The organism is Hydrogenophaga sp. UC242_50 (assembly GCF_042697355.1).
Taxonomy (GTDB): domain Bacteria; phylum Pseudomonadota; class Gammaproteobacteria; order Burkholderiales; family Burkholderiaceae_C; genus Hydrogenophaga.
On record NZ_CP170553.1, the window covers coordinates 2959742 to 2980887 of the forward strand.

A 21146-nucleotide genomic window follows, 5' to 3' on the forward strand; every position below is an offset into this window, starting at 1 on the left:
CAGCGAAGTAAAGGAGGAGGGGCGGCGAAGCCGACCCGGGGGACATGAGCGGAGCCCTCAACCCGCCCTCGCCGATGACCGCTCCAGCCGGAGAAAAACATCGACAACAATAGGCCGCATGCGCCTAAGACACATCGAAGTTTTCAACGCGGTGATGCTCACCGGCAGCGTGAGCGCCGCCGCCCGCATGATCAACGTCACGCAACCCGCCGTGAGCCGCACGCTGCAGCACGCCGAGATCCAGCTCGGTTTCCAGCTGTTCCAGCGCGTCGGCGGGCGCCTGCGGCCCACCGCCGAAGCGCAAACCCTGTACCCCCACATCGAACGCCTGTTCGCCCAGCTCGACGAAGTGCAACGCCTCTCCGCCAGCCTCAAGGCCGGCCGCGGCAAAGGCGAGCTGCGCGTGCTCACCGTGCTCGCCCTGAGCTACGAAGTCTTCCCGCGCGCCATGCGCCTGTTCCGCGAAAAACACCCCTCCGTGCGCGTGCACCACGAAGCGCTGCATTCGCCCCAGATCATCTCCTCCCTCGTGCTGCAGGAAGCCGACGTGGGCTACGTCTTCAGCGCCGTGTCGCACCCCGCGCTCGTGCAGGAACAACTGGCCGACCGCCACGTCGTGTGCGTGGTGCCCAAGGGCCTGCTGACCGCGCGCCAGGTCAAGGCCGGCACCATCACGCTGACGCAACTCTCCAGGCTGCCCGTGATCGCCCTCGACGGCCAGGACCCGCTGGGCCTGCTGCTGGCCCACACCGTGCGCGACAGCGGCGCCGGGCTCAAGGAAGTGATGACCGTGCAGACCTACCACGTGGCGCTGGCGCTCGCGCACCACGGCGTGGGCGTGGCGATGGTGGAGAGCTGCACCGCCGCCTCGGCCGATCTCACCAAGGTCGACGTGCTCAAGCTCGAACCCACCGTGCCCACCACGGTGCGCATGCTGCGGCCCACCGCGCGGCCGAATTCGCTGACCACGCGCGCCTTCACGCGCTGCATGCAACAGGCGCTGCTGGAGACGGCGGGCTGAGTTTCAGAGGCCGCTCTGGCGCAGTTGCGCCGCGAGCCGCTGCGCGCTGCCGAAGGCCAGGGTGAAGCCCAGGGCACCGTGTCCGGTGTTGAACCACAGGTTGTCGGGCCCGCCGCGCAGCCGCCCCAGCACCGGCAGGCCGGTGGGCGTGGCCGGTCGCAGGCCGGCCCAGGGCCGCAGATCGTCGCTGCAGCGCGCGTCGGGGAACAGGGCCTGGGCGCTGGCCACCAGCGAGTCGATGCGGTCGACGGGGATGTGCGTGTTCTCACCCACCAGTTCGGCCATGCCGGCCACGCGCAGGCGCGAACCCAGGCGCGCGAACACCACCTTGCGCGCGGCATCGGTCACGTTCACACGCGGCGCCGCGCCAGGTGCCTCGCTCACGTCCAGCGTGAGGCTGTAGCCCTTGAGCGGGTATACCGGCACGCGCAGGCCCAGCGTGCGCGCCAGCGGGTGCGAGGCGGTGCCGAGCGCGACCACGAAGGCGTCGGCCTCGATCGGGCCGCGCGGGGTGTCGGCCGCCACGATGCGATCGGCCGAGCGGGTGAGCCGGGTGACCGGCGTGTCGAACGCGAAGCGCACGCCCTGCGCGAGCAACAGGCGCAGCAGCTCCAGGCAGACCTGGTGGCAGTCGGCCGCGCACTCGCTGGGTGTGTGGATGGCGCCCGCGAAGCGCGGCGCGTAGCCCGCCAGCGCGGGTTCGATCGCCACGCATTCGGCGGGCGAGAGCGCGTGCTGCGTTGGGCTGCCGAGTTCGCGCTGCAAGGCCATCTGGCGGCGCGCGGCGGCGAAGCTGGCCTCGTCGGCGCACAGCACCAGCTTGCCGGTGGCGGAGAAGTCGCAGGCGATGCGTTCCTCGGCCATCAGGCGTTCGAAGCCGGCGCGGCTCTCGGCCGCCAGGGCCAGCAGGCTGGCCGTGGTGCGCCGAGACACGCCAGCGCGGCAGGCGGCCAGGAACTGCAGGCCCCAGGCCCATTGGTGCGGGTCGGGCTGCAGGCGCAGCTTCAGCGGTGAATCGGCCGCGAACAGCAGCTTGGGCAACTGGCGCCAGATGCCCGGGTCGGCCAGCGGTTGCACGTAGGCGTAGCTCAGCTGCGCGCCGTTGGCCGCGCTCGCGCCGGTGCCGGCCTGCGCCCGGTCGACCACGGTGACCTCGAAGCCCTCGCGCCGCAACTGCCAGGCCGCCGCCAGCCCGACGATGCCGGCACCGAGCACGCACACGTGGGGGCGCCGTTGGGAGGAAGCGTTCATGGGGCGAACTGTAGGCAAGCCGCGCCAGAGCGAAAAATGCCAATCGCGACAAGGCCCATGCCGCGAACTCATGGACAGGCCATAACCGAAAGGCATGGAACGGGGTGAAAAAGGCATTTTTCCCAGGGCGCCGACGCTGCCTACACTGCGCCTGAATTGCTGTCCCCACCCCGTCCTTCCTGCATGAGTTCCACCCGCGTCTTCCACCGCCAGTTGCACCGCCCCATGCCCTTTGCCGTGAGCGGCCAGGGCATCACCCTGACCGACCAGGCCGGCAAGACCTACCTCGACGCCTCGGGCGGCGCGGCCGTGTCCTGCCTGGGCCATGGGCACCCGGATGTGCTGGCCGCGATGCACGCGCAGATCGACCAGCTGGCCTACGCGCACACCAGTTTCTTCACCACCGAGGTGGCCGAGGAACTGGCGAACGTGCTGATCGATTCGGCGCCGGCGGGCATGAGCCACGTGTATTTCGTGAGCGGCGGTTCCGAGGCGGTGGAGGCCGCGCTGAAGATGGCGCGCCAGTATTTCGTGGAGATCGGCCAGCCGCAGCGGCGGCACTTCATCGCCCGCCACCAGAGTTACCACGGCAACACGCTGGGAGCGCTGGCCGTGGGCGGCAACGCCTGGCGGCGCGAGCAGTTCAAGCCGCTGCTGATCGACGTGACGCACGTCTCGCCGTGCTACGAGTACCGCGACCGCCGGGCCGACGAAACCGCCGAGCAGTACGGCCAGCGGCTGGTGGCCGAGCTGTCCGAGGCCATCGACCGCCTGGGTGGCGAGAACGTGATGGCCTTCGTGGCCGAGACGGTGGGCGGCGCCACGGCGGGTGTGCTCACCGCCGTGCCCGGCTACTTCAAGGGCGTGCGCGAGCTGTGCGACCGCCACGGCATCCTGCTGATCCTGGACGAGGTGATGTGCGGCATGGGGCGCACCGGCACCCTGCATGCCTGCGAGCAGGAGGGTGTAGTGCCGGATCTGATGACGGTGGCGAAGGGCCTGGGCGGTGGCTACCAGCCCATCGGCGCGGTGCTGGCGCAGGGCAGGGTGGTGGACGCCTTCCGGCAGGGCAGCGGCCTGTTCCAGCACGGCCACACCTACCTGGGCCATGCGATCGCCTGCGCGGCCGCGCTCGCGGTGCAGCGCGTGATCCAGCGCGATGGCCTGCTGGCGCAGGTGCGCGAGCGCGGGCAATTGCTGCACGCGCTGTTGCAACAGGCCTTCGGTGAGCACCCGCGCGTGGGCGACATCCGGGGGCGCGGGCTGTTCTGGGGGCTCGAGCTGGTGGCCGACCGCGGCAGCCGGCAGTGGTTCGATCCCGCGCGCAAGCTGCACGCCCGCATCAAGAGCGAGGCCATGGCCGGCGGCCTGATGGTCTACCCGATGGGGGGCACGGTGGATGGGCGCTGCGGCGACCACGTGTTGCTCGCGCCGCCCTTCATCAGCACGCCCGCCGAGCTCGAGCAGATCGTGGCGCGGCTCGCCGGCGCCATCGACCGCGCGGTGGCCGCCTGATGGGGGAAAACCCCGTCGCCGTCGCAGCGGGTCTGCACGAAGCTTGCTTGCTCGTGAAAAGCCTTCGTGCCCGCACCCAGTTTGTTCCACCCCGTCGAAACCTTCAGGAGCCATCCGCATGAAAAAGATCCCCCTCAGCCTGAGCACCCTGGCCGCCGCAGCCGCCCTGATGACGCCCATGGCACCGGCCCAGGCGCAGCAGAAGTTCATGACCATCGGCACCGGCGGCGTGACGGGGGTGTATTACGCGGCGGGCGGCGCGATCTGCCGGCTGGTGAACAAGGACCGCGCCAAGCATGGCATCCGCTGCTCGGTGGAGTCCACCGGCGGCTCGGTGTTCAACGTCAACACCATCAAGGCCGGTGAGTTGGACCTGGGCTTCACCCAGTCCGACGTGCAGTTCAATGCGCTCAAGGGCGTGGGCCAGTTCAAGGACGCGGGCGCCTACGGCGACCTGCGAGCGGTGTTCGCCGTGCACCCCGAGCCCTTCACGGTGGTGGCCCGCAAGGAAGCCAACATCACCAAGTTCGAGGACTTCAAGGGCAAGCGCTTCAACGTCGGCAACCCGGGCTCGGGCACGCGCTCCTCCATGGAAGAGCTGCTGGCCGGCATGGGCTGGAAGCTGAGCGACTTCTCGCTGGCCTCCGAACTCAAGGCCGACGAACACGGCCCGGCGCTGTGCGACGGCAAGATCGACGGCTTCTATTACGCCGTGGGCCACCCGAGCGCCAACATCCAGGATCCCACCACCTCGTGCGGTGCCAAGCTGGTGTCCATCACCGGCCCGGCCGTGGACAAGCTGGTGGCCGAGAAGCCGTATTACGCCAAGGTCACGCTGCCCGGTGGCCTCTACCCGAACAACCCGCAGCCTACCCAGACCTATGGCGTGTCCGCCACCGTGGTGGCCTCGAGCAAGACCTCGCCCGAGACCGTGTACCAGGTGGTCAAGGCGGTGTTCGACAACTTCGACGAGTTCAAGAAGCTGCACCCCGCGCTGGCCGAACCTGACGCCCGAGGGCATGGTCAAGGACGGCCTGAGCGCGCCGCTGCACGAAGGCGCGCTGAAGTTCTACAAGGAAAAGGGCTGGGTCAAGTGAGGTGACGCGCCGGGCCGCGTGAGCGGCCCGCCTTGCCATGAAGGGCGAAGGTGCTTCGCCGTTTCTTTTGACCCTCCCCACCGCCGTCCAGGCCCGGAGCGCCCATGAGCACCGACATCGAAAAAGCCCCCGAAGCCCTGCAGCAACTTGTGGCGGACAGCGACACCGGCGGACGCAAGCCCACCGGGTGGACGGCCGGTGTGGTGTTCACCGTGTGCCTGCTCTGGGCGCTGTTCCAGTACTGGTACGCCTCGCCCCTGCCGTTCGAATTCGGCATCGGCATCCTCAACGACACCGAGGCGCGCGCCATCCACCTCGCGTTCGCGCTGTTCCTGGCGTTCCTCGCCTGGCCGGCGTTCAAGCGCTCGCCGCGCAACCGGGTCCCGTGGGTGGACTGGCTGCTGGCCGGCGTGGCGGCCTTTGCCGGTGCCTACGTGATGCTCTTCTATGCCGAGCTCGCCACCCGGCCCGGCACGCCCACCACGGTGGATGTGGCGGTGTCGGTGGTGGGCCTGCTGCTGTTGCTGGAGGCCACGCGTCGCGCGGTGGGCTGGCCCATGGCCGTGCTGGCCGTGATCTTCCTGGCCTACTGCATGCTCGGCCCTTGGCTGCCCGAGGTGATCGCCCACCGGGGCGCCTCGCTCAACCGCCTGATCTCGCACATGTGGCTCACCACCGAAGGCGTGTACGGCATCGCGCTGGGGGTGTCGGCCGGCACCATCTTCGTCTACGTGCTGTTCGGCGCGCTGCTCGACCGGGGCGGCGGCGGCAACTACATGATGCAGGTGAGCTTCGCGGCGCTGGGGCACCTGCGCGGCGGCCCGGCCAAGGTGGCGGTGGTGTCGTCGGCGCTCAACGGCACCATCTCGGGTTCGTCGGTGGCGAACGTGGTCTCCGGCGGCATCTTCACCATCCCGCTCATGAAGAAGGCGGGTTATGGCGGCGTCAAGGCCGGCGCGATCGAAACCATGTCCTCGGTGGACGGCCAGATCATGCCGCCCGTGATGGGCGCCGCGGCCTTCCTGATGGTGGAGTACGTGGGCATCCCGTACTCGGACATCGTCAAGCACGCCTTCCTGCCGGCCATCCTCTCGTACATCGGCCTGTTCTACATCGTGCACCTGGAGGCGCTCAAGCTGGGCATGCAGCCCATCGTCAAGCGCACGCCCACGCCGTTGCGCGACCGCGTCATGCGCAACGCACTCGGTGTGACCGGTACCGTGGTGCTGGTCTGCGCGCTGTACTACCTGATCCTCGGCTTCAAGGCCGTGCTGGGCCCGGCGGCCCCGTATGCCGTGGGTGCGCTGGTGCTGGCGCTCTACCTCGTGGCCGTGTGGCAGGCGGCCAGCTGCCCGGACCTGGCGACCGACATCGACATCGACAACCCCAAACCGCTGCAGACCTGGCCCACGGTGCGCGCCGGCCTGCACTTCATCATGCCCATCGGCATCCTGATCTGGTGCCTGATGGTGGAGGAGATGTCGCCCGCGCTCGCGGCCTTCTGGGCCGTCACCTCGCTGGCGGTGCTCATGGCCACGCAGCACCCGCTGATCGCGCTGTTCCGCCGCCTGCCCATGGGCAACGCCTGGCAGGAGAGCTGGCGCTCGGTGCTCGACGGTTTCCACAACGGCGCGCGCAACATGATCGGCATCGGCGTCGCCACCGCCACGGCGGGCATCGTGGTCGGCGGCATCACGCTCACCGGCCTGGGCCTGCGCATGACCGAGTTCGTTGAGCTGGTCTCGCAGGGCAGCGTGATCCTGATGCTGCTGTTCGTCGCGATCTCCTGCCTCGTCATCGGCCTGGGCGTGCCGACCACGGCCAACTACGTGCTGGTGGCCACGCTGATGGCGCCGGTGGTGGTGGAACTGGGCGCGCAGTCGGGCCTGATCATTCCGCTGATCGCGGTGCACATGTTCGTCTTCTATTACGGGATCATGGCGGACATCACGCCGCCGGTGGGGCTGGCGACCTTCGCGGCCTCGGCGATCTCGGGCGAGGATTCGCTGCAGACCGGCATCCAGGGGTTCATCTACGCCGCCCGCACGCTGATCCTGCCCTTCATCTGGATCTTCAACCCGCAGCTGCTGCTGATCAACGTGGAGGACCTGGCGGAGACGCTGCGCGTGATCGCCGCCAGCATCGTCGCGATGCTGCTGTTCGCGGCGATCACCATGAACTGGTTCCGCATCAAGAGCCGCTGGTGGGAGAACGTGCTGCTCGGCATCGCCGTGGTGCTGCTGTTCCGCCCGGACGTGTTCATGGACCGCCTCGCACCCCCGTACCGCGACGCGCCGCCGGCCGAAGTGTTCGACATCGCGCGCGACAAACCCGAGGATGGCCGCATGGTCTTCGTGCTGCAGGGCACCACGCTGGAAGGGCGCGACCTGACCAAGACCGTGGCCGTGCAGCTGGGCGCCAAGGGCGAGGACGGGCGCAAGCGCCTGGACGAAGCCGGACTGCGCCTGGTCGGGCTGGGCGACCAGTTGCAGGTGGCGCAGGTCAAGTTCGGTTCGCGCGCGGCCAAGTCGGGCTTCGAGCAGGGCTGGGACGTGGTGGCGGTGAAGATGCCCTCGGGCCGGGCCACGCCGCACTGGTTCTACCTGCCCGCGCTGCTGCTGGTGGCGCTGGTCTGGTGGAGCCAGGGCCGGCGCATGGCCGTGCCACGCACCTTGAAGGTGGCCTGACATGCGCATCGCCCTGATCCATGCGCTGGCCCACTCGGTCGCGCCCATCAACGAGGAGCTCGCCCGCGCCTGGCCCGAGGCCGAGCGCATGAACCTGCTCGACGACAGCCTGTCGGCCGACCTGGCGCGCGATGGCAAGGGACTGGACGCGGCCATGCACCAGCGCTTCGAGTCGCTGGCGGCCTACGCCGAAGGCACGGGGGCCAATGCCATCCTGTTCACCTGCTCGGCATTCGGTTCGTGCATCGAGGCGGTGGCGGCGCGGCGCCCGCACATGCCGGTGCTCAAGCCCAACGAAGCCATGGTGGCCGAAGCCGTGGCCGTGGCGCGCGGCGGCCGCATCGGGCTGGTGGCGTCCTTCGCGCCCACCCTGACTTCCATGCCGCCGGAGTTCCCGGCCGGCACCGAACTGGTCACCTGCCTGGCCGAAGGCGCCATGGACGCCCTCAACCGGGGCGACGACGCCGGCCACGACGCGCGCGTCGTCGAGGCCGCGCGCTGGCTGGTGGGGCAGGGCTGCGACGTGATCGCGCTGTCCCAATTCAGCATGGCGCGCGCGCAGCTGGCCGTGCACAAGGCGGTGGGCATGCCGGTGCTCACCACGCCCGGCAGCGCGGTCCGGGCCCTGCGGCACCGCCTGGGGGCCTGAGGCCGTCCGGCCAGGGTGGGCGCTGCAGCTACAATCTAAGGTTGCCGTGAAGTGGACAACCGGCCGTCCAGCGCTGCTTTTGCGCTGCACCGGAAAACCCCCTACGAGGCGCGCGGGTGGCGAAATTGGTAGACGCACCAGGTTTAGGTCCTGACGCCAGCAATGGTGTGGGGGTTCGAGTCCCCCCCGCGCACCACACCACAGACGAACAGACAGACCCCCCGGGTCGGCCAGACAGGCTGGTTGACCGACACCCTTTTGGAGAAAGCCATGACCGTGAACGTTGAAACCCTGGAAAAGCTCGAGCGCAAGATCACGCTGACGCTGCCGGCCGATGTGATCCAGAAAGAAGTGTCCAACCGCCTCAAGCGCATCGCGCGCGACGTGAAGATGGACGGTTTCCGTCCCGGCAAGGTGCCGATGAACGTCGTGGCCCAGCGCTATGGCTATTCGGTGCACTACGAGGTCATGAACGACAAGGTCGGTGAAGCCTTCGCCACCGCCGCCAACGAAGCCCAGCTGCGCGTGGCCGGCCAGCCCAAGATCACCGAGAAGGAAGGCGCCCCCGAGGGCCAGCTGACCTTCGACGCCGTCTTCGAGGTGTATCCGCAAGTCAAGATCGACGACCTGACCACCGCCGCCGTGGAAAAAGTGGCTGCCGAAGTGGACGACGCCGCCATCGACCGCACGCTCGAGATCCTGCGCAAGCAGCGCCGCACCTTCGCGCAGCGCGCGCAGGACCAGGCCGCCCAGGACGGCGACCGCGTCACCATCGACTTCGCCGGCAAGATCGACGGTGAGCCCTTCGAGGGCGGCAAGGCCGAGGCCTTCCAGTTCATCGTCGGCGACGGCCAGATGCTCAAGGAATTCGAAGACGCCGTGCGTGGCATGAAGACGGGCGAGTCCAAGACCTTCCCGCTGGCCTTCCCCGCCGACTACCACGGCAAGGACGTGGCCGGCAAGACCGCCGACTTCCTGGTCACGGTCAACAAGATCGAAGCCGCCAACCTGCCGGCCGTGGATGAAGCCTTCGCCAAGTCCCTGGGCATCGCCGACGGCACGGTGGAAGGCCTGCGCGCCGACATCCGCAAGAACCTGGAGCGCGAAGTCAAGTTCCGCCTGCAGGCCCGCAACAAGCAGGCCGTGATGGACGCCCTGGTGGCCAAGGCCGAGCTGGACCTGCCCAACGCGGTCGTGCAGTCCGAGCTGGAGCGCCTGGTGGAAGGCGCCCGCGCCGACCTGAAGCAGCGCGGCGTGAAAGATGCCGACAAGGCACCGATCCCCGAAGAGCTGTTCCGCCCGCAGGCCGAGCGCCGCGTGCGCCTGGGTCTGGTGGTGGCCGAGCTGGTGCGCGCCAACGAGCTGCACGCCAAGCCCGAGCAGATCAAGGCCCACATCGAAGAGCTGGCGGCCTCCTACGAGAAGCCGGCCGACGTGGTGCGCTGGTACCAGGGCGACAACCAGCGCATGGCCGAGGTGGAAGCCATCGTGATCGAGAACAACGTCACGGAGTTCGTGCTGTCCAAGGCACAGATCACCGAAAAGTCGGTCAGCTTCGACGAACTGATGGCCCAGGCCTGATTTCCTTCGCGGCGGGATGCTGGAACAGGGCGGAGCGATCCGCCCTTTCTTTTTCGGGTTTGCCCCCCATCTGGAGGTACCTCCCTCCGCCTGTCCTGCGGTCGTCCCGGTCAAGCCACCGGTCGCCGTGGGGCCACATGGGGTTGGTTACAGTAGTGATATGGCAAGCATCAACACACGGAGTAACGCATGAGCGCAATGGACATTCAAGGTTTGGGCATGGTGCCCATGGTCATCGAGCAGTCGGGCCGCGGCGAGCGTGCGTACGACATCTATTCGCGCCTGCTCAAGGAGCGCGTGATCTTCCTGGTGGGCCCGGTCAATGACCAGTCGGCCAACCTGGTGGTGGCGCAGCTGCTGTTCCTGGAAAGCGAAAACCCCGACAAGGACATCTCGTTCTACATCAACTCCCCGGGCGGCTCGGTGAGCGCGGGCATGGCGATCTTCGACACCATGAATTTCATCAAGTCCGACGTGTCCACGCTGTGCATCGGCATGGCCGCGAGCATGGGCGCGTTCCTGCTGGCCGCCGGCGCCAAGGGCAAACGCTTCGCGCTGCCGAACTCCAAGGTCATGATCCACCAGCCGCTGGGCGGCACCCAGGGCCAGGCCACGGAAATCGAGATCCACGCCCGCGAAATCCTCAAGACGCGCGAGCAGCTCAACAAGATCCTCGCGGAGCGCACCGGCCAGCCGCTGGAGAAGATCGAACGCGACACCGAGCGCGATTACTACCTCTCGGCCGCCGAATCGGCCGAGTACGGCCTGATCGACAAGGTCATCGACAAGCGCCCCGGCGCGGTCTGACCCCGTCCAGGCCATCGCCACCCATGGGCCGCCAAACCCGGGAGACGGTGCCAAAACCGGCGCTTTTCCCCCGTTTGGCCCCTATGGGGCTTGAACTATCATTGTTGTTACCGCTTCATCCGAGCCCCCAGACCTATGGCCGACAAAAAAGCCGCCTCCAGTGAAAAAGCGCTCTACTGCTCGTTCTGCGGCAAGAGCCAGCACGAGGTCAAGAAGCTGATCGCCGGCCCCTCGGTGTTCATCTGCGACGAATGCATCGACCTGTGCAACGACATCATCCGTGACGAGTTGCCCGGCCTCGAATCCGTCAAGGCCTCGGGCGACGACGTGCCCACGCCGGCCCAGCTCAAGGCCAACCTGGACAACTACGTCATCGGGCAGCAGAACGCCAAGCGCGCGCTGGCCGTGGCCGTCTACAACCACTACAAGCGCCTGCGCCACAAGGTCGCCGCCCGCAAGGACGACGTCGAGCTGGCCAAGAGCAACATTCTCCTGATCGGACCCACCGGCTCGGGCAAGACGCTGCTGGCCCAGACCATGGCGCGCATGCTCAACGTGCCGTTCGTGATGGCCGACGCCACCACGCTGACCGAAGCCGGTTACGTGGGCGAAGACGTGGAAAACATCGTCGCCAAGCTGCTGCAGAGCTGCAACTACGACGTCGAGCGCGCCCAGCAGGGCATCGTCTACATCGACGAGATCGACAAGATCACGCGCAAGTCCGACAACCCCTCCATCACCCGCGACGTATCGGGTGAGGGTGTGCAGCAGGCCTTGCTCAAGCTGATCGAAGGCACGATGGCCTCGGTGCCGCCGCAGGGCGGGCGCAAGCACCCCAACCAGGACTTCCTGCAGGTCGACACCACCAACATCCTGTTCATCTGCGGCGGCGCGTTTGCCGGCCTGGAGAAGATCATCGAGAACCGCACCGAGGCCTCCGGCATCGGCTTCGGCGCCGTGGTCAAGAGCAAGAAGCAGCGCAGCATCACGGAATCCTTCAAGGAAATCGAGCCGGAAGACCTGATCAAGTTCGGCCTCATCCCCGAGCTGGTGGGCCGTGTGCCGGTGATCGCCGCGCTGTCGGAACTCAGTGAAGACGCGCTGGTCGAAATTCTCACCGAGCCCAAGAACGCGGTCGTCAAGCAGTTCTCCCGCCTGCTGGCGATGGAAGGTGCCGAGCTCGAAGTGCGGCCCGCCGCGCTCAAGGCGATCGCCCGCAAGGCCCTGGCCCGCAAGACGGGCGCGCGCGGCCTGCGCTCGATCCTGGAAAACGCGCTGATCGACACCATGTTCGATCTGCCTGGCATGAGCAATGTGGAGAAGGTGGTGGTCGACGAGTCGACCATCGAGGAAAACAAGCCGCCCTTGCTGGTGTACCGCGAGGCGGCCAAGCAGGCTTGACGCGCCGGCTTCGACCAACCCCGTCACGGATGCGTCCGGTTGAGATCGCTCGCACCGACCCCATTTACCCGTTTTAGTCGAGGTTGAAATGTCCGGACAGACCCCCCTTCCCAGCACGCCGGTCGAACTGCCACTCCTGCCTTTGCGCGATGTGGTGGTGTTCCCGCACATGGTCATCCCGCTGTTCGTGGGCCGGCCCAAGAGCATCAAGGCGCTGGAGTCCGCGATGGAGGCCGAGCGCCGCATCATGCTCGTGGCCCAGAAGGCCGCCGCCAAGGACGAGCCGTCGACCGACGACATGTTCGAAATGGGCTGCGTCGCCACCATCCTGCAGATGCTCAAGCTGCCTGACGGCACCGTCAAGGTGCTGGTCGAAGGTGTGCAGCGCGCCAAGGTGCTGACCATCCGCGATGGAGAAAGCCATTTCATCGCCAGCGTGAGCCCGGTCGACCCGGCCGTGGAGCGGGCCGACACCCAGTCCAACGAACTCGAAGCACTGCGCCGCGCCGTGATGCAGCAGTTCGACCAGTACGTCAAGCTCAACAAGAAGATCCCTTCGGAGATCCTCACCTCGATCTCCAGCATCGACGACCCGGGCCGCCTGGCCGACACGATCGCCGCGCACCTGCCGCTCAAGCTCGAGTCCAAGCAGGTGGTGCTGGACCTCGATCCGGTCAACAAGCGGCTGGAGAACCTGTTCGAACAGCTCGAGCGCGAGGTCGACATCCTCAACGTCGACAAGAAGATCCGCGGGCGCGTGAAGCGCCAGATGGAAAAGAACCAGCGCGACTTTTACCTGAACGAGCAGGTCAAGGCGATCCAGAAGGAACTCGGCGAAGGCGAAGAGGGCGCCGACATCGAAGAGATCGAGAAGAAGATCAAGGCCGCCAAGATGCCCGCGGAAGCGCGCAAGAAGGCCGATGCCGAGTTCAAGAAGCTCAAGCTGATGTCGCCCATGTCGGCCGAGGCCACCGTGGTGCGCAACTACATCGATGCGCTGGTCGGCCTGCCCTGGAGCAAGAAGACCAAGATCAAGCACGACCTCGCGCATGCCGAGGCGGTGCTGAACGAAGACCACTACGGCCTGGAGAAGGTCAAGGACCGCATCCTCGAGTACCTCGCGGTGCAACAGCGCGTGGACAAGGTCAAGGCGCCCATCCTGTGCCTGGTCGGCCCACCCGGTGTCGGCAAGACCTCGCTGGGGCAGTCGGTCGGCCAAGGCCACGGGCCGCAAGTACGTGCGCATGGCGCTGGGCGGCATGCGCGACGAAGCCGAGATCCGCGGCCACCGTCGCACCTACATCGGTGCCATGCCGGGCAAGGTGCTGCAGAGCCTGAACAAGGTCGGCACGCGCAACCCGCTGTTCCTGCTCGACGAGATCGACAAGCTGGGCACGGACTTCCGCGGCGATCCTTCGAGCGCGCTGCTGGAGGTGCTGGACCCCGAGCAGAACCACACCTTCGGTGACCACTACATCGAAGTCGACTTCGACCTGTCCGACGTAATGTTCGTCGCCACATCGAACTCGATGAACATTCCCCCGGCCCTGCTGGACCGCATGGAGGTGATCCGCCTCTCGGGCTACACGGAAGACGAGAAGACCAACATCGCGATCCGCTACCTGTTGCCCAAGCAACTCAAGAACAACGGCATCCGCGAAGGCGAGCTGGACGTGCGCGACGACGCCGTGCGCGACATCGTGCGCTACTACACCCGCGAAGCCGGTGTGCGTTCGCTCGAACGCGAGCTCTCCAAGATCTGCCGCAAGGTGGTCAAGGGCCTGCTGCTCAAGAAGTACACGCCCACCGTGGTGGTGAGCGCCGACAACCTCAGCGAATTCCTGGGCGTGCGCAAGTACAGCTACGGCCGTGCCGAGGCGCAGAACCAAGTGGGCCAGGTGGTCGGTCTGGCGTGGACGGAAGTGGGCGGCGATCTGCTGACCATCGAAGTGGCGATCATGCCGGGCAAGGGCGTGATCACGCGCACGGGTTCGCTCGGCGATGTGATGAAGGAATCGGTGGAAGCGGCCCGCACCGTGGTGCGCAGCCGCGCCCGCATGCTGGGCATCAAGGACGAGCAGTTCGACAAGCGCGACATCCACATCCACGTGCCCGATGGCGCCACGCCCAAGGACGGCCCGAGCGCCGGTGCGGCCATGACGACCGCGCTGGTCTCGTCGCTCACGGGCATTCCCGTGCGCGCCGATGTGGCGATGACGGGTGAGATCACGCTGCGCGGTGAAGTCACGGCGATCGGTGGCCTGAAGGAAAAGCTGCTGGCCGCTTTGCGTGGCGGCATCAAGACCGTGATCATCCCGGAAGAGAACGTGAAGGACCTCGCCGAGATTCCCGACAACGTGAAGCAGGGCCTGGAGATCGTGCCGGTGAAATGGATCGACAAGGTCCTCGCCATCGCGCTCGAACGCCAGCCCGTGCCACTCACCGAAGAAGAGGTCGCGGCCCAGATCGCGGCGGCCAGCGTGAGCAAGCCGACGGCGTCTCCCGACGCGGTGAAACATTGATCAAAAAATTTCGGGGGACTTGAAAGAGCCCCTTTTTTCGGGTTAGAATCATGGCTTACCGAAATGCAGCGGCAAACGCAATAGCAGATGCAGCAGCAGGTGGTAAGAAATGCGGGAATAGCTCAGTTGGTAGAGCGCAACCTTGCCAAGGTTGAGGTCGCGAGTTCGAATCTCGTTTCCCGCTCCAAATTCAAAAGGGAAGCTCTGCTTCCCTTTTTTGTCGGAGTTTGAGATCGGTGTCTTTGATGCCGGTCCTGACGGCGCGATAGCAAAGCGGTTATGCCCCGGATTGCAAATCCGGTTAGTCCGGTTCGACTCCGGATCGCGCCTCCAAAAATACCTGATCGAAACATCCAGCTCGCCCATGGCGAGCTTTTTTTCGTCTGCTCGCCGCGGCTCAGCCCTGGAAGTCCAGGGCGTTGGGTTCGAGCGGCAGGTTCTGCGCACCTCGCAGCAGGCCGATCACTTCCGCGAAGGCATGCACCTCGTCACCCAGGCCTTCGGCGCGGAAGCTCGGCCGTTCCTGCCCCACCGCCGCGACGTGCGGCTTGATGGTCTGGGCGGACTTGCCGTCAAAGCTGGTGAAGGCCGCCCGCACGGGCGTTTGCACGACGCAGCGGCGCAGATCGAAGCCGGTCTCGCAGCCGATGAGGTAGATGCGGTCCTTCTGCATCGAGGCCGGCTCCATCGGCACGAACACCGCCAGGATGCAGTCGCCGGCCCTCACGCCGAAGCCCATGTCCCTGCGGGCGCGGTAATAGCAAAGCTCGGCATCCTGGGTGGCGCGCCCACCGGCCATGTCTTCGGGCAGGCAGATGGCCAGGTCCTCGCCCGGGCCGATGGCCGGGACGACCCGGGTGCCCTGGGGCAGCGCGTCGGCGCTGGGGTCGAGGAAGTAGCCGGGTGGCTGCTGGGTCAGCGCGCAAAGGGTGAGCAGGGCCTCGTAGTCCGGGAGCACATCGCCTGTGAGGAAGGCCGAGGCCAGGCTTTCGTCCACCCCGAGCCTGAAGGCCAGTTCGCGACTTTTTTCACGCATGGCGCCCGGAAAGCCCAGGCGATCCAGGCTCATTCTCAATCGAGCCCTAAAGCGCGCGGAAAGATCGCCGATAGACAGAGGTTCAAGACTTGGCATGAGGGCTGGGCGTTGGGGTGTGGGCGTCGCAAATGGCCTGGTGCCATGGTAGACGCCAACCGGCTGGCTGGGAGTAACACAATGCGCCTTTCGGGCGCGTTGGCGACGCAGCTCGAGAACAGACAGGGGAATGTACACAGATGATGACAGCGCTGATGGACTCGCGGATTCAAGGCAATCTGCACCTGCCCACCTATGAAAGGGCCATTCGCGCCGAAAACCTCAAGGCGCTGGCCCGGCGTTGGCACATCGCGCGCAGTTCCGAGCTGGTCGACCCACGTGTCATCGCACGCTGGTTCCCGGGGCAGCGCAACCTGCTGGAGCTGCTGGCCCTGCTGAGCGAGGATGAAGTCATCAAGCTGGCGGACTGCTCGCATCCGCTGTTTTCCATGATGATCCACACGGGGCTGCTGCCCACGACATCGGCGTCGCTGGTGCAGCCGGGTGAATTCGAGGCCGCCAATCGCCAGGAGGCCTTCATGGCGCTGGCGGTGCGCGTCGACAGCATCAAGACTTCGTTCGACGAGGCCTGCGTGCTGTTCGATCTTTCGATGAGCGAAGCCGTGCACGTCCGCCGCTTCGGACCGCACGAACTCTGGGACATCTCGGCCAACCCGGGCCTGGTGATGTTTCCGGTGGCCAGTGACCACTACTTCGAGGCCGCCGCCACGCGCGACCTGACCTCTTCGCAGAAAACGCAGTTCATGGTCATGAGCCGGCGTTCGAAGAACCGCATTCACTGAAACCAGGGACATCACCATGATCAACACCGCAGGCCGAGCCCTTGCTTCTTCTGGACACAAACGCGTCCTCTTCGAGGACCAGGTATCGGACGAGCGATTCGAGGCCCTGATCGAGTTGACCTCGCGCACCAAGCTGATCGTCAAGCTGCTGGGCACCGACGTGAGCGAGCAGCGGATCAAAGAGGAGATGGACCGCCGCCTTGGGCAGTACGGTATCAAGGTCAAGCGGCCCAGAGGCCTGGGACAAACCACTACGGCCAAGACCTTCCTCGACAGCGCGGCGGAGCGCTTCGAGGCCTCGTACCTGATGGCCCTGCATTTCGGATCGCGCGGCATTGGCGAGTACGCCGTGGTCGAGACGAATTTCGGCAAGGCGCTGGACAAGATGATCGAGGTCTACAACAAGTACCGCCGGACGGTGCCGCCCGTGGGCGACAGCCAGCGCATCACGTTCGAGACCTATGCGTTGCTGGTCGAGGGACTGCAAAGCCGCGAGATCGAAGTCCGGCAGTGCGGCGCCTGCAACACCAAGCACCCGGTGGTCAAGCAGCACCAGGGCCCCGCGCATTGCCCCGCCTGCGCCACGCAGGACCTTCGCATGGACGAAGCGCGCGCCGAGGTGCAGGCCCGCATCGCCGCGTACCGCCAATCGCGCAACCAGATGCCGAAGTTTGGCTGACACCTTCCCTCTACGGGGCAAAACGGCACCGTAGACCGGGCGGTCGCCGAGGCATTGGGTAGAAAAATACCCGGATGCTTGAAACGTGGCTCTCATCCCTCCCGTCGCGGTCCTGGCCGATCCGCTCAGCGCATGACGCGTCCGCGCCTTCCCGCGCGCGCGGCTCGACATGACGCAGATCTTTTCGCTCAACGCGGCGCGCACCCGCCAGGGCAAGGCGGTCCAGGGCGGTGGAGGCACCGCCTACTGGCCCTTGCAGGTCCTGGAGTCGGGTGGGCCCGAGCAGTGGATCCACGATGCGCTGGCCGGCCAGCCTTACGAGGGGTTCGGCCTTTCCTGCTGGGCGCAGCAACCCAACCTCAAGGAGGCCACGCTCAGGCTGGCGTCCTTCATCACACCCTGTTGGCCGTCCGAGGACGGCTCCTCCCTTCTGGTGCGTGCCATCGGGGAAGCGGTCAAACGCTCCGAGGTGGCCGTCGGCAACGGCGAGACCTTCACCGGCCGCTTCGTGGGGGTCTACCTCTACGGCCTGACCATGCACGCGAAGGATGTGGCGCGCGTCTCCATCTCCGGTGTGGACCGGTTCGGCATGGTCCAGCGCTGGCGGCATTTTTCGGAGCCGCTGCAGGCCTGGGCGGTGCGCCATGGCATCGACACACTGGTCGCCGAGGTGTCCGATCCCTTGCCCGCCGAGGTCACCATCGTGGGCATCCGCACGCACATGGTCGTTCGGGTGTCGGACCCCATCGACACCGGCTACCTCATGAAACACGCGGCCCAGGGGTGATGGCGAGCACCGGTTGCCCATGCACAGCGATGACCACGCCCACCTGTACGGACTGAGCGCACGGCGCGCGCCGCGGCACAACCCGGCGTCCTGTTTCGCGTGCCACAAGTACCTGCTCTCCAGCATCATCCAGGTGCTGCAGGAGCGCGAGCATGCGCCACGGCAGGGGCCTGCCGTGATGCTTCGCGTGGTCCACGCGCATTCGCAGCTCGATGCCGACTCGGGCCCTGGCTCGCTCGATTTCACCGAAACCAGCGCCTGGGGCGAACTGCGCTCCGGAGACCCCCACGAGCCTCGGCCGTTCGCCCTGTCGGTGTTCGACACCCTGAGCACCGCGGGTCTGGGCGGCTCACTGGCCGACATGCTCTTTCGGCTGGCGCCCGTTCCATGGGCCCAGACCGCCAGCCTCACCGACGAGGAGGTCGCGCACAACAGCATCGTGCACCTCGCGTTCGCACCGCGCCTGCCGGACGATCCCCTGGTCGTTCACAGTTGCAACGCGGCGGGGCAGGGCGTGACCCACCTGCGCCGGTCGGACCGCTGGCAACGTGTCTCCGGCGAAGAGGTCGTGCGGGCCGCATTGCGGCATGCGCACATCACGGGCAAGGGCCCCTCCCAGTCTGGCAACCCGCGGCAAGCCCGCGATGTGCCCACCGCCATGCCCTCCAGCGAGGCCTTCACCAGCACCAGCGAGATTCTCAAGGCCTTCGATCACATCCTCGTGCGGGCCGCCGTGAGAGAGCTGCAGAACCAGGAGGCGATGGAGAGCGGGCGCAGGAGCGTGTGGTTGTGAGCCGAACACCCGGGAGCGAACCTTGTTGTACCCCCTGAACATCCCTTGCCCGCGCAGTGCCGCCGATCGGGCATCGGCGCCCGCGGCCACCGCCGTGCCCGCCAGGCTCAGCGCCGTCGGGGCCGGTCCCGGTGTCGATCTGGGGGTGGTCGTTCATCTGTGGTCCGAGCACTCCCCGCCCGATGGCAAGGCGCTGTGTGGTGCGCGGCCCAGCGGCATCTTCCATCGATGGCAAGCCCGCTCGGGCGAGCCGGTGTCCTGTGTGAAGTGCCTGGCGGTTCTGGCGGAGGAGAACGCCATGGGCCGCGAGCCTGCCGCCCCCGATGCCCGAACCGTGGAACCGTTTGCTGGAGTCTGTGCACCATGAACCCATCCCTCGTGTCTTCCGCCACACCCGGTTTTCGCCCGCGGGGCGACATTCATCCGGATGACCGCGCTGGCGACGTCATCCCCATGTACCAGCACACGGTCAAGACCCCGCACATGAAAGCCATGCAGGACGTGCTGGACATCACCGCGGTGATCGACTCGGTGCTGGCGCGCGACTTCGGTGGCAAGGGCCGGGGCATCCACTCCAAGCTCGACAGCGTGCGCCACCCGGTGCCGGCCCGGCTGGACCGGCGGCTGCGTTATCTCGCGGCCGTGCGCAACAAGGCCCTCAACGAGCCGGACTGGGAGATTCCGCAGCGCGAGCGCTACCTGGCCGAATGCCGGGCCGCCGCCATCCGCCTGCTCGACATCGGCCGCCGGCGCCAGCGCAGGGCGCACCTGCTGCGCCGCTGGCTGGCGCGCCTGTCGGGCGGCTGAGCGCCGCCCGCGCGATCAGCACCCGAGCGCGGCCAGGCCGGACGCCGCCATCGCCGTTTCCACGGGCAGCGTGAAGTAGACCGCGCAGCCGTGGCCCGGCGTGCTGTCGAGCCAGATGCGGCCGTTGTGGCGCTGCACGATGCGCTGGCACAGGGCCAGGCCCGCGCCGTAGCCCTCGAAGTCCAGCGAGTGGTGCTGGCGCTGGAACATGAGGAACAGGTTGCTGGCCTTGGCGACGTCGAAGCCGGCTCCGTTGTCCACGATGAAGAACAGGCAGGTGCCGTCGCTCTCCGTGCGGCAGCCGATCTGGATCTCGGCCGGCTCGACCTTGCGCGTGAACTTCATGGCGTTGTCCAGCAGCCGCGTGAACAGGTCGTTCACCATCGCCGCGTCGGCCACCACCATCGGCAGATCGGGCTGGATCTCCCACTGGATCTGGCGATCGGGGGCGGCCTGCCGCAGGCGCGAGACCACACCTTCGAGCACGTTCGTCATCGCCAGCCGCTCGGGGTGCAGGTCGATGCGGCCGATGCGCGAGTAGGTCAGCAGGTTCTCGATCATCGCGTTCAGGCGCTGCGAGGCCCGCTTCATGGCATCGCGGAAATGCCGGATCTCTTCGCTGGCGTTCTCGCCCAGTTCCTCGGCGATGAGGCCGGCGAAGGTGTTGATGTGCCGCACCGGCCCACGCAGATCGTGCGTGATGGAGTGGGTGAAGATGTCCAGGTCCTTGTTCGGCACGGTGTGCTGGCGCACCCGCTGGGTCACGCGCCGGTCCAGTTCGGCGTTGAGGTCGTTCATGACCCGGTCCAGGTCTTTCATCGCGGTCATGTCGCGCGTGATGCAGGACAACCCTTCCAGCTCGCCGTTGTCGCCGCGCAGGGCTGTGATCAGGGTCTGGCCCCAGAACGCCTCCGCACCGGCGCGCTTGAGCCAGCCACGGGTTTCCCATTGGCCGCGATCGATGGCGCAGCCGGATGGTGTCGTCGATGCCGATCTCCGCCTCTTCACCGACGCGCGGCGCGGCCATGTCGGCCAGGTGCATGTTCCCCACCTGTTCCCGGGAAAAGCCGTGCAGGCGGTGCGCGCTCTCGCTCCATTCGGTGATGCGCCCCACCGGGTCGAGGAAGTAGATGCAGGAGTCCTGCAGCGCATCGGCCATGAGGTCGAAGCGGCGCTTGTTCTGCGCGAGGTCGTCCACGCGCGCTCGCCCGGCGACCTCCTTCGTTTCGACGAAGACCCCCCGGACCACGCCGTCGTGCACGTCGGGCGTGAACGAGGTCTCGGTGAAGGTGTGGGCACCTCCCGGTGTGGACTGCTCCGTGAGCCGCAGCTGTTTCTCGCCACCCAGGGCCTGCATGAAGCGCGGCAGCAGGGCGGGCAGGGCATCCTGGGGAAAACAGTCCTGGAACGGCCGGCCTTCCAGCGCCGAAGGGTCGATGCGCAGGCCGTCGCAGAAGGCCTGGTTGCCAAAGCGGCAGCGCAGATCGAGATCGAAGTGCGCGAGTTGCCATGGCAAGCGGTCGGCAATCGAACGCGCCAGCGCCGCCTGTTCCTGCAACCGCTCGATCGTCAGGGCGCGGGAGGCCTTTTCTGCGGCCTGGGTCGAGGGGGGCGCGGACGGTTCAAGGGTGGGCATGGGGAGAGGTGCTTTCTGTCGGTGGCGCTGCCGTGCGC

The 21146-nt window shown here is 67.0% G+C and carries 15 protein-coding genes, 3 tRNA genes and 3 pseudogenes; 17 read left to right on the forward strand and 4 right to left on the reverse strand.

Annotation, left to right across the window (positions count from 1 at the left end; all coding sequences use genetic code 11):
* Positions 1-118: 118 nt before the first annotated feature.
* Positions 119-1021 carry a LysR family transcriptional regulator gene (locus tag ACFJGX_RS15205; protein WP_382325386.1) on the forward strand — a complete coding sequence of 301 codons (903 nt, stop codon included), beginning with the start codon at positions 119-121 and terminating at the stop codon, positions 1019-1021.
* A gap of 3 nt (positions 1022-1024) precedes the next feature.
* Here ACFJGX_RS15205 and ACFJGX_RS15210 read toward each other — a convergent pair whose 3' ends face one another.
* Positions 1025-2272: a D-amino acid dehydrogenase gene (locus ACFJGX_RS15210; protein ID WP_382326490.1), complete on the reverse strand. Its 1248-nt coding sequence runs from the start codon at positions 2270-2272 to the stop codon at positions 1025-1027.
* A gap of 183 nt (positions 2273-2455) precedes the next feature.
* Between ACFJGX_RS15210 and ACFJGX_RS15215 the strand changes: the two genes are divergently transcribed.
* The 11 genes and pseudogenes from ACFJGX_RS15215 (at position 2456) to ACFJGX_RS15265 (ending at position 14864) form a co-directional block, all read left to right on the forward strand.
* Positions 2456-3787 (forward strand): aspartate aminotransferase family protein, encoded by a 1332-nt coding sequence (locus ACFJGX_RS15215; protein WP_382325384.1) that lies wholly within the window; start codon positions 2456-2458, stop codon positions 3785-3787.
* 169 nt (positions 3788-3956) lie between these two features.
* Positions 3957-4884: pseudogene (locus tag ACFJGX_RS15220) on the forward strand (TAXI family TRAP transporter solute-binding subunit).
* A gap of 104 nt (positions 4885-4988) precedes the next feature.
* Positions 4989-7571: a TRAP transporter permease gene (locus tag ACFJGX_RS15225; protein ID WP_382326492.1), complete on the forward strand. Its 2583-nt coding sequence runs from the start codon at positions 4989-4991 to the stop codon at positions 7569-7571.
* Between the two features lies 1 nt (position 7572).
* A complete protein-coding gene (locus ACFJGX_RS15230; RefSeq protein ID WP_382325378.1) occupies positions 7573-8220 on the forward strand; it encodes an aspartate/glutamate racemase family protein in 648 nt (215 codons plus the stop codon).
* A 110-nt stretch (positions 8221-8330) separates the two neighbouring features.
* Positions 8331-8416, forward strand: a tRNA-Leu gene (locus ACFJGX_RS15235).
* 74 nt (positions 8417-8490) lie between these two features.
* The gene (gene tig / locus ACFJGX_RS15240) at positions 8491-9801 is read left to right on the forward strand and encodes a trigger factor (protein WP_382157143.1); all 1311 of its coding nucleotides are present in this window, start codon (positions 8491-8493) and stop codon (positions 9799-9801) included.
* 189 nt (positions 9802-9990) lie between these two features.
* The gene (gene clpP / locus ACFJGX_RS15245; RefSeq protein WP_137916933.1) at positions 9991-10608 is read left to right on the forward strand and encodes an ATP-dependent Clp endopeptidase proteolytic subunit ClpP; all 618 of its coding nucleotides are present in this window, start codon (positions 9991-9993) and stop codon (positions 10606-10608) included.
* Between the two features lie 135 nt (positions 10609-10743).
* Entirely contained in the window at positions 10744-12009 is a 1266-nt protein-coding gene (gene clpX, locus ACFJGX_RS15250; RefSeq protein ID WP_382157145.1) for an ATP-dependent Clp protease ATP-binding subunit ClpX, read from the forward strand.
* Between the two features lie 88 nt (positions 12010-12097).
* Positions 12098-14531, forward strand: a pseudogene (lon, locus tag ACFJGX_RS15255) (endopeptidase La).
* Positions 14532-14642: 111 nt separating this feature from the next.
* Positions 14643-14718: transfer RNA gene (locus tag ACFJGX_RS15260), tRNA-Gly, on the forward strand.
* A gap of 72 nt (positions 14719-14790) precedes the next feature.
* Positions 14791-14864 (forward strand) — tRNA-Cys (locus tag ACFJGX_RS15265).
* Positions 14865-14928: 64 nt separating this feature from the next.
* Here the strand turns inward: ACFJGX_RS15265 and ACFJGX_RS15270 are convergent.
* Entirely contained in the window at positions 14929-15600 is a 672-nt protein-coding gene (locus tag ACFJGX_RS15270) for a hypothetical protein (protein WP_382325376.1), read from the reverse strand.
* 218 nt (positions 15601-15818) lie between these two features.
* Here ACFJGX_RS15270 and ACFJGX_RS15275 point away from each other — a divergent pair, with 218 nt between their 5' ends.
* The 5 genes from ACFJGX_RS15275 (at position 15819) to ACFJGX_RS15295 (ending at position 19472) form a co-directional block, all read left to right on the forward strand.
* Positions 15819-16406, forward strand: coding sequence for a hypothetical protein (locus ACFJGX_RS15275; RefSeq protein WP_291112465.1), 588 nt, complete (start codon positions 15819-15821; stop codon positions 16404-16406).
* 16 nt (positions 16407-16422) lie between these two features.
* A complete protein-coding gene (locus ACFJGX_RS15280; protein WP_382157151.1) occupies positions 16423-17085 on the forward strand; it encodes a hypothetical protein in 663 nt (220 codons plus the stop codon).
* Positions 17086-17254: 169 nt separating this feature from the next.
* Positions 17255-17872, forward strand: a complete 618-nt coding sequence (locus ACFJGX_RS15285; protein ID WP_382325374.1) for a hypothetical protein — start codon at positions 17255-17257, stop codon at positions 17870-17872.
* A 19-nt stretch (positions 17873-17891) separates the two neighbouring features.
* On the forward strand, positions 17892-18665 hold the full coding sequence (locus ACFJGX_RS15290; RefSeq protein WP_382325372.1) for a hypothetical protein: 774 nt from the start codon (positions 17892-17894) through the stop codon (positions 18663-18665).
* 363 nt (positions 18666-19028) lie between these two features.
* Positions 19029-19472, forward strand: coding sequence for a hypothetical protein (locus ACFJGX_RS15295; RefSeq protein ID WP_382157157.1), 444 nt, complete (start codon positions 19029-19031; stop codon positions 19470-19472).
* A gap of 15 nt (positions 19473-19487) precedes the next feature.
* On the opposite strand, the gene ACFJGX_RS15300 is transcribed toward ACFJGX_RS15295, so the two are convergent.
* The gene (locus ACFJGX_RS15300) at positions 19488-20480 is read right to left on the reverse strand and encodes an ATP-binding protein (RefSeq protein WP_382326494.1); all 993 of its coding nucleotides are present in this window, start codon (positions 20478-20480) and stop codon (positions 19488-19490) included.
* Between the two features lie 253 nt (positions 20481-20733).
* A pseudogene (locus ACFJGX_RS15305) lies at positions 20734-21108 on the reverse strand (PAS domain-containing protein); the annotation flags it as partial.
* Between the last annotated feature and the right edge of the window lie 38 nt (positions 21109-21146).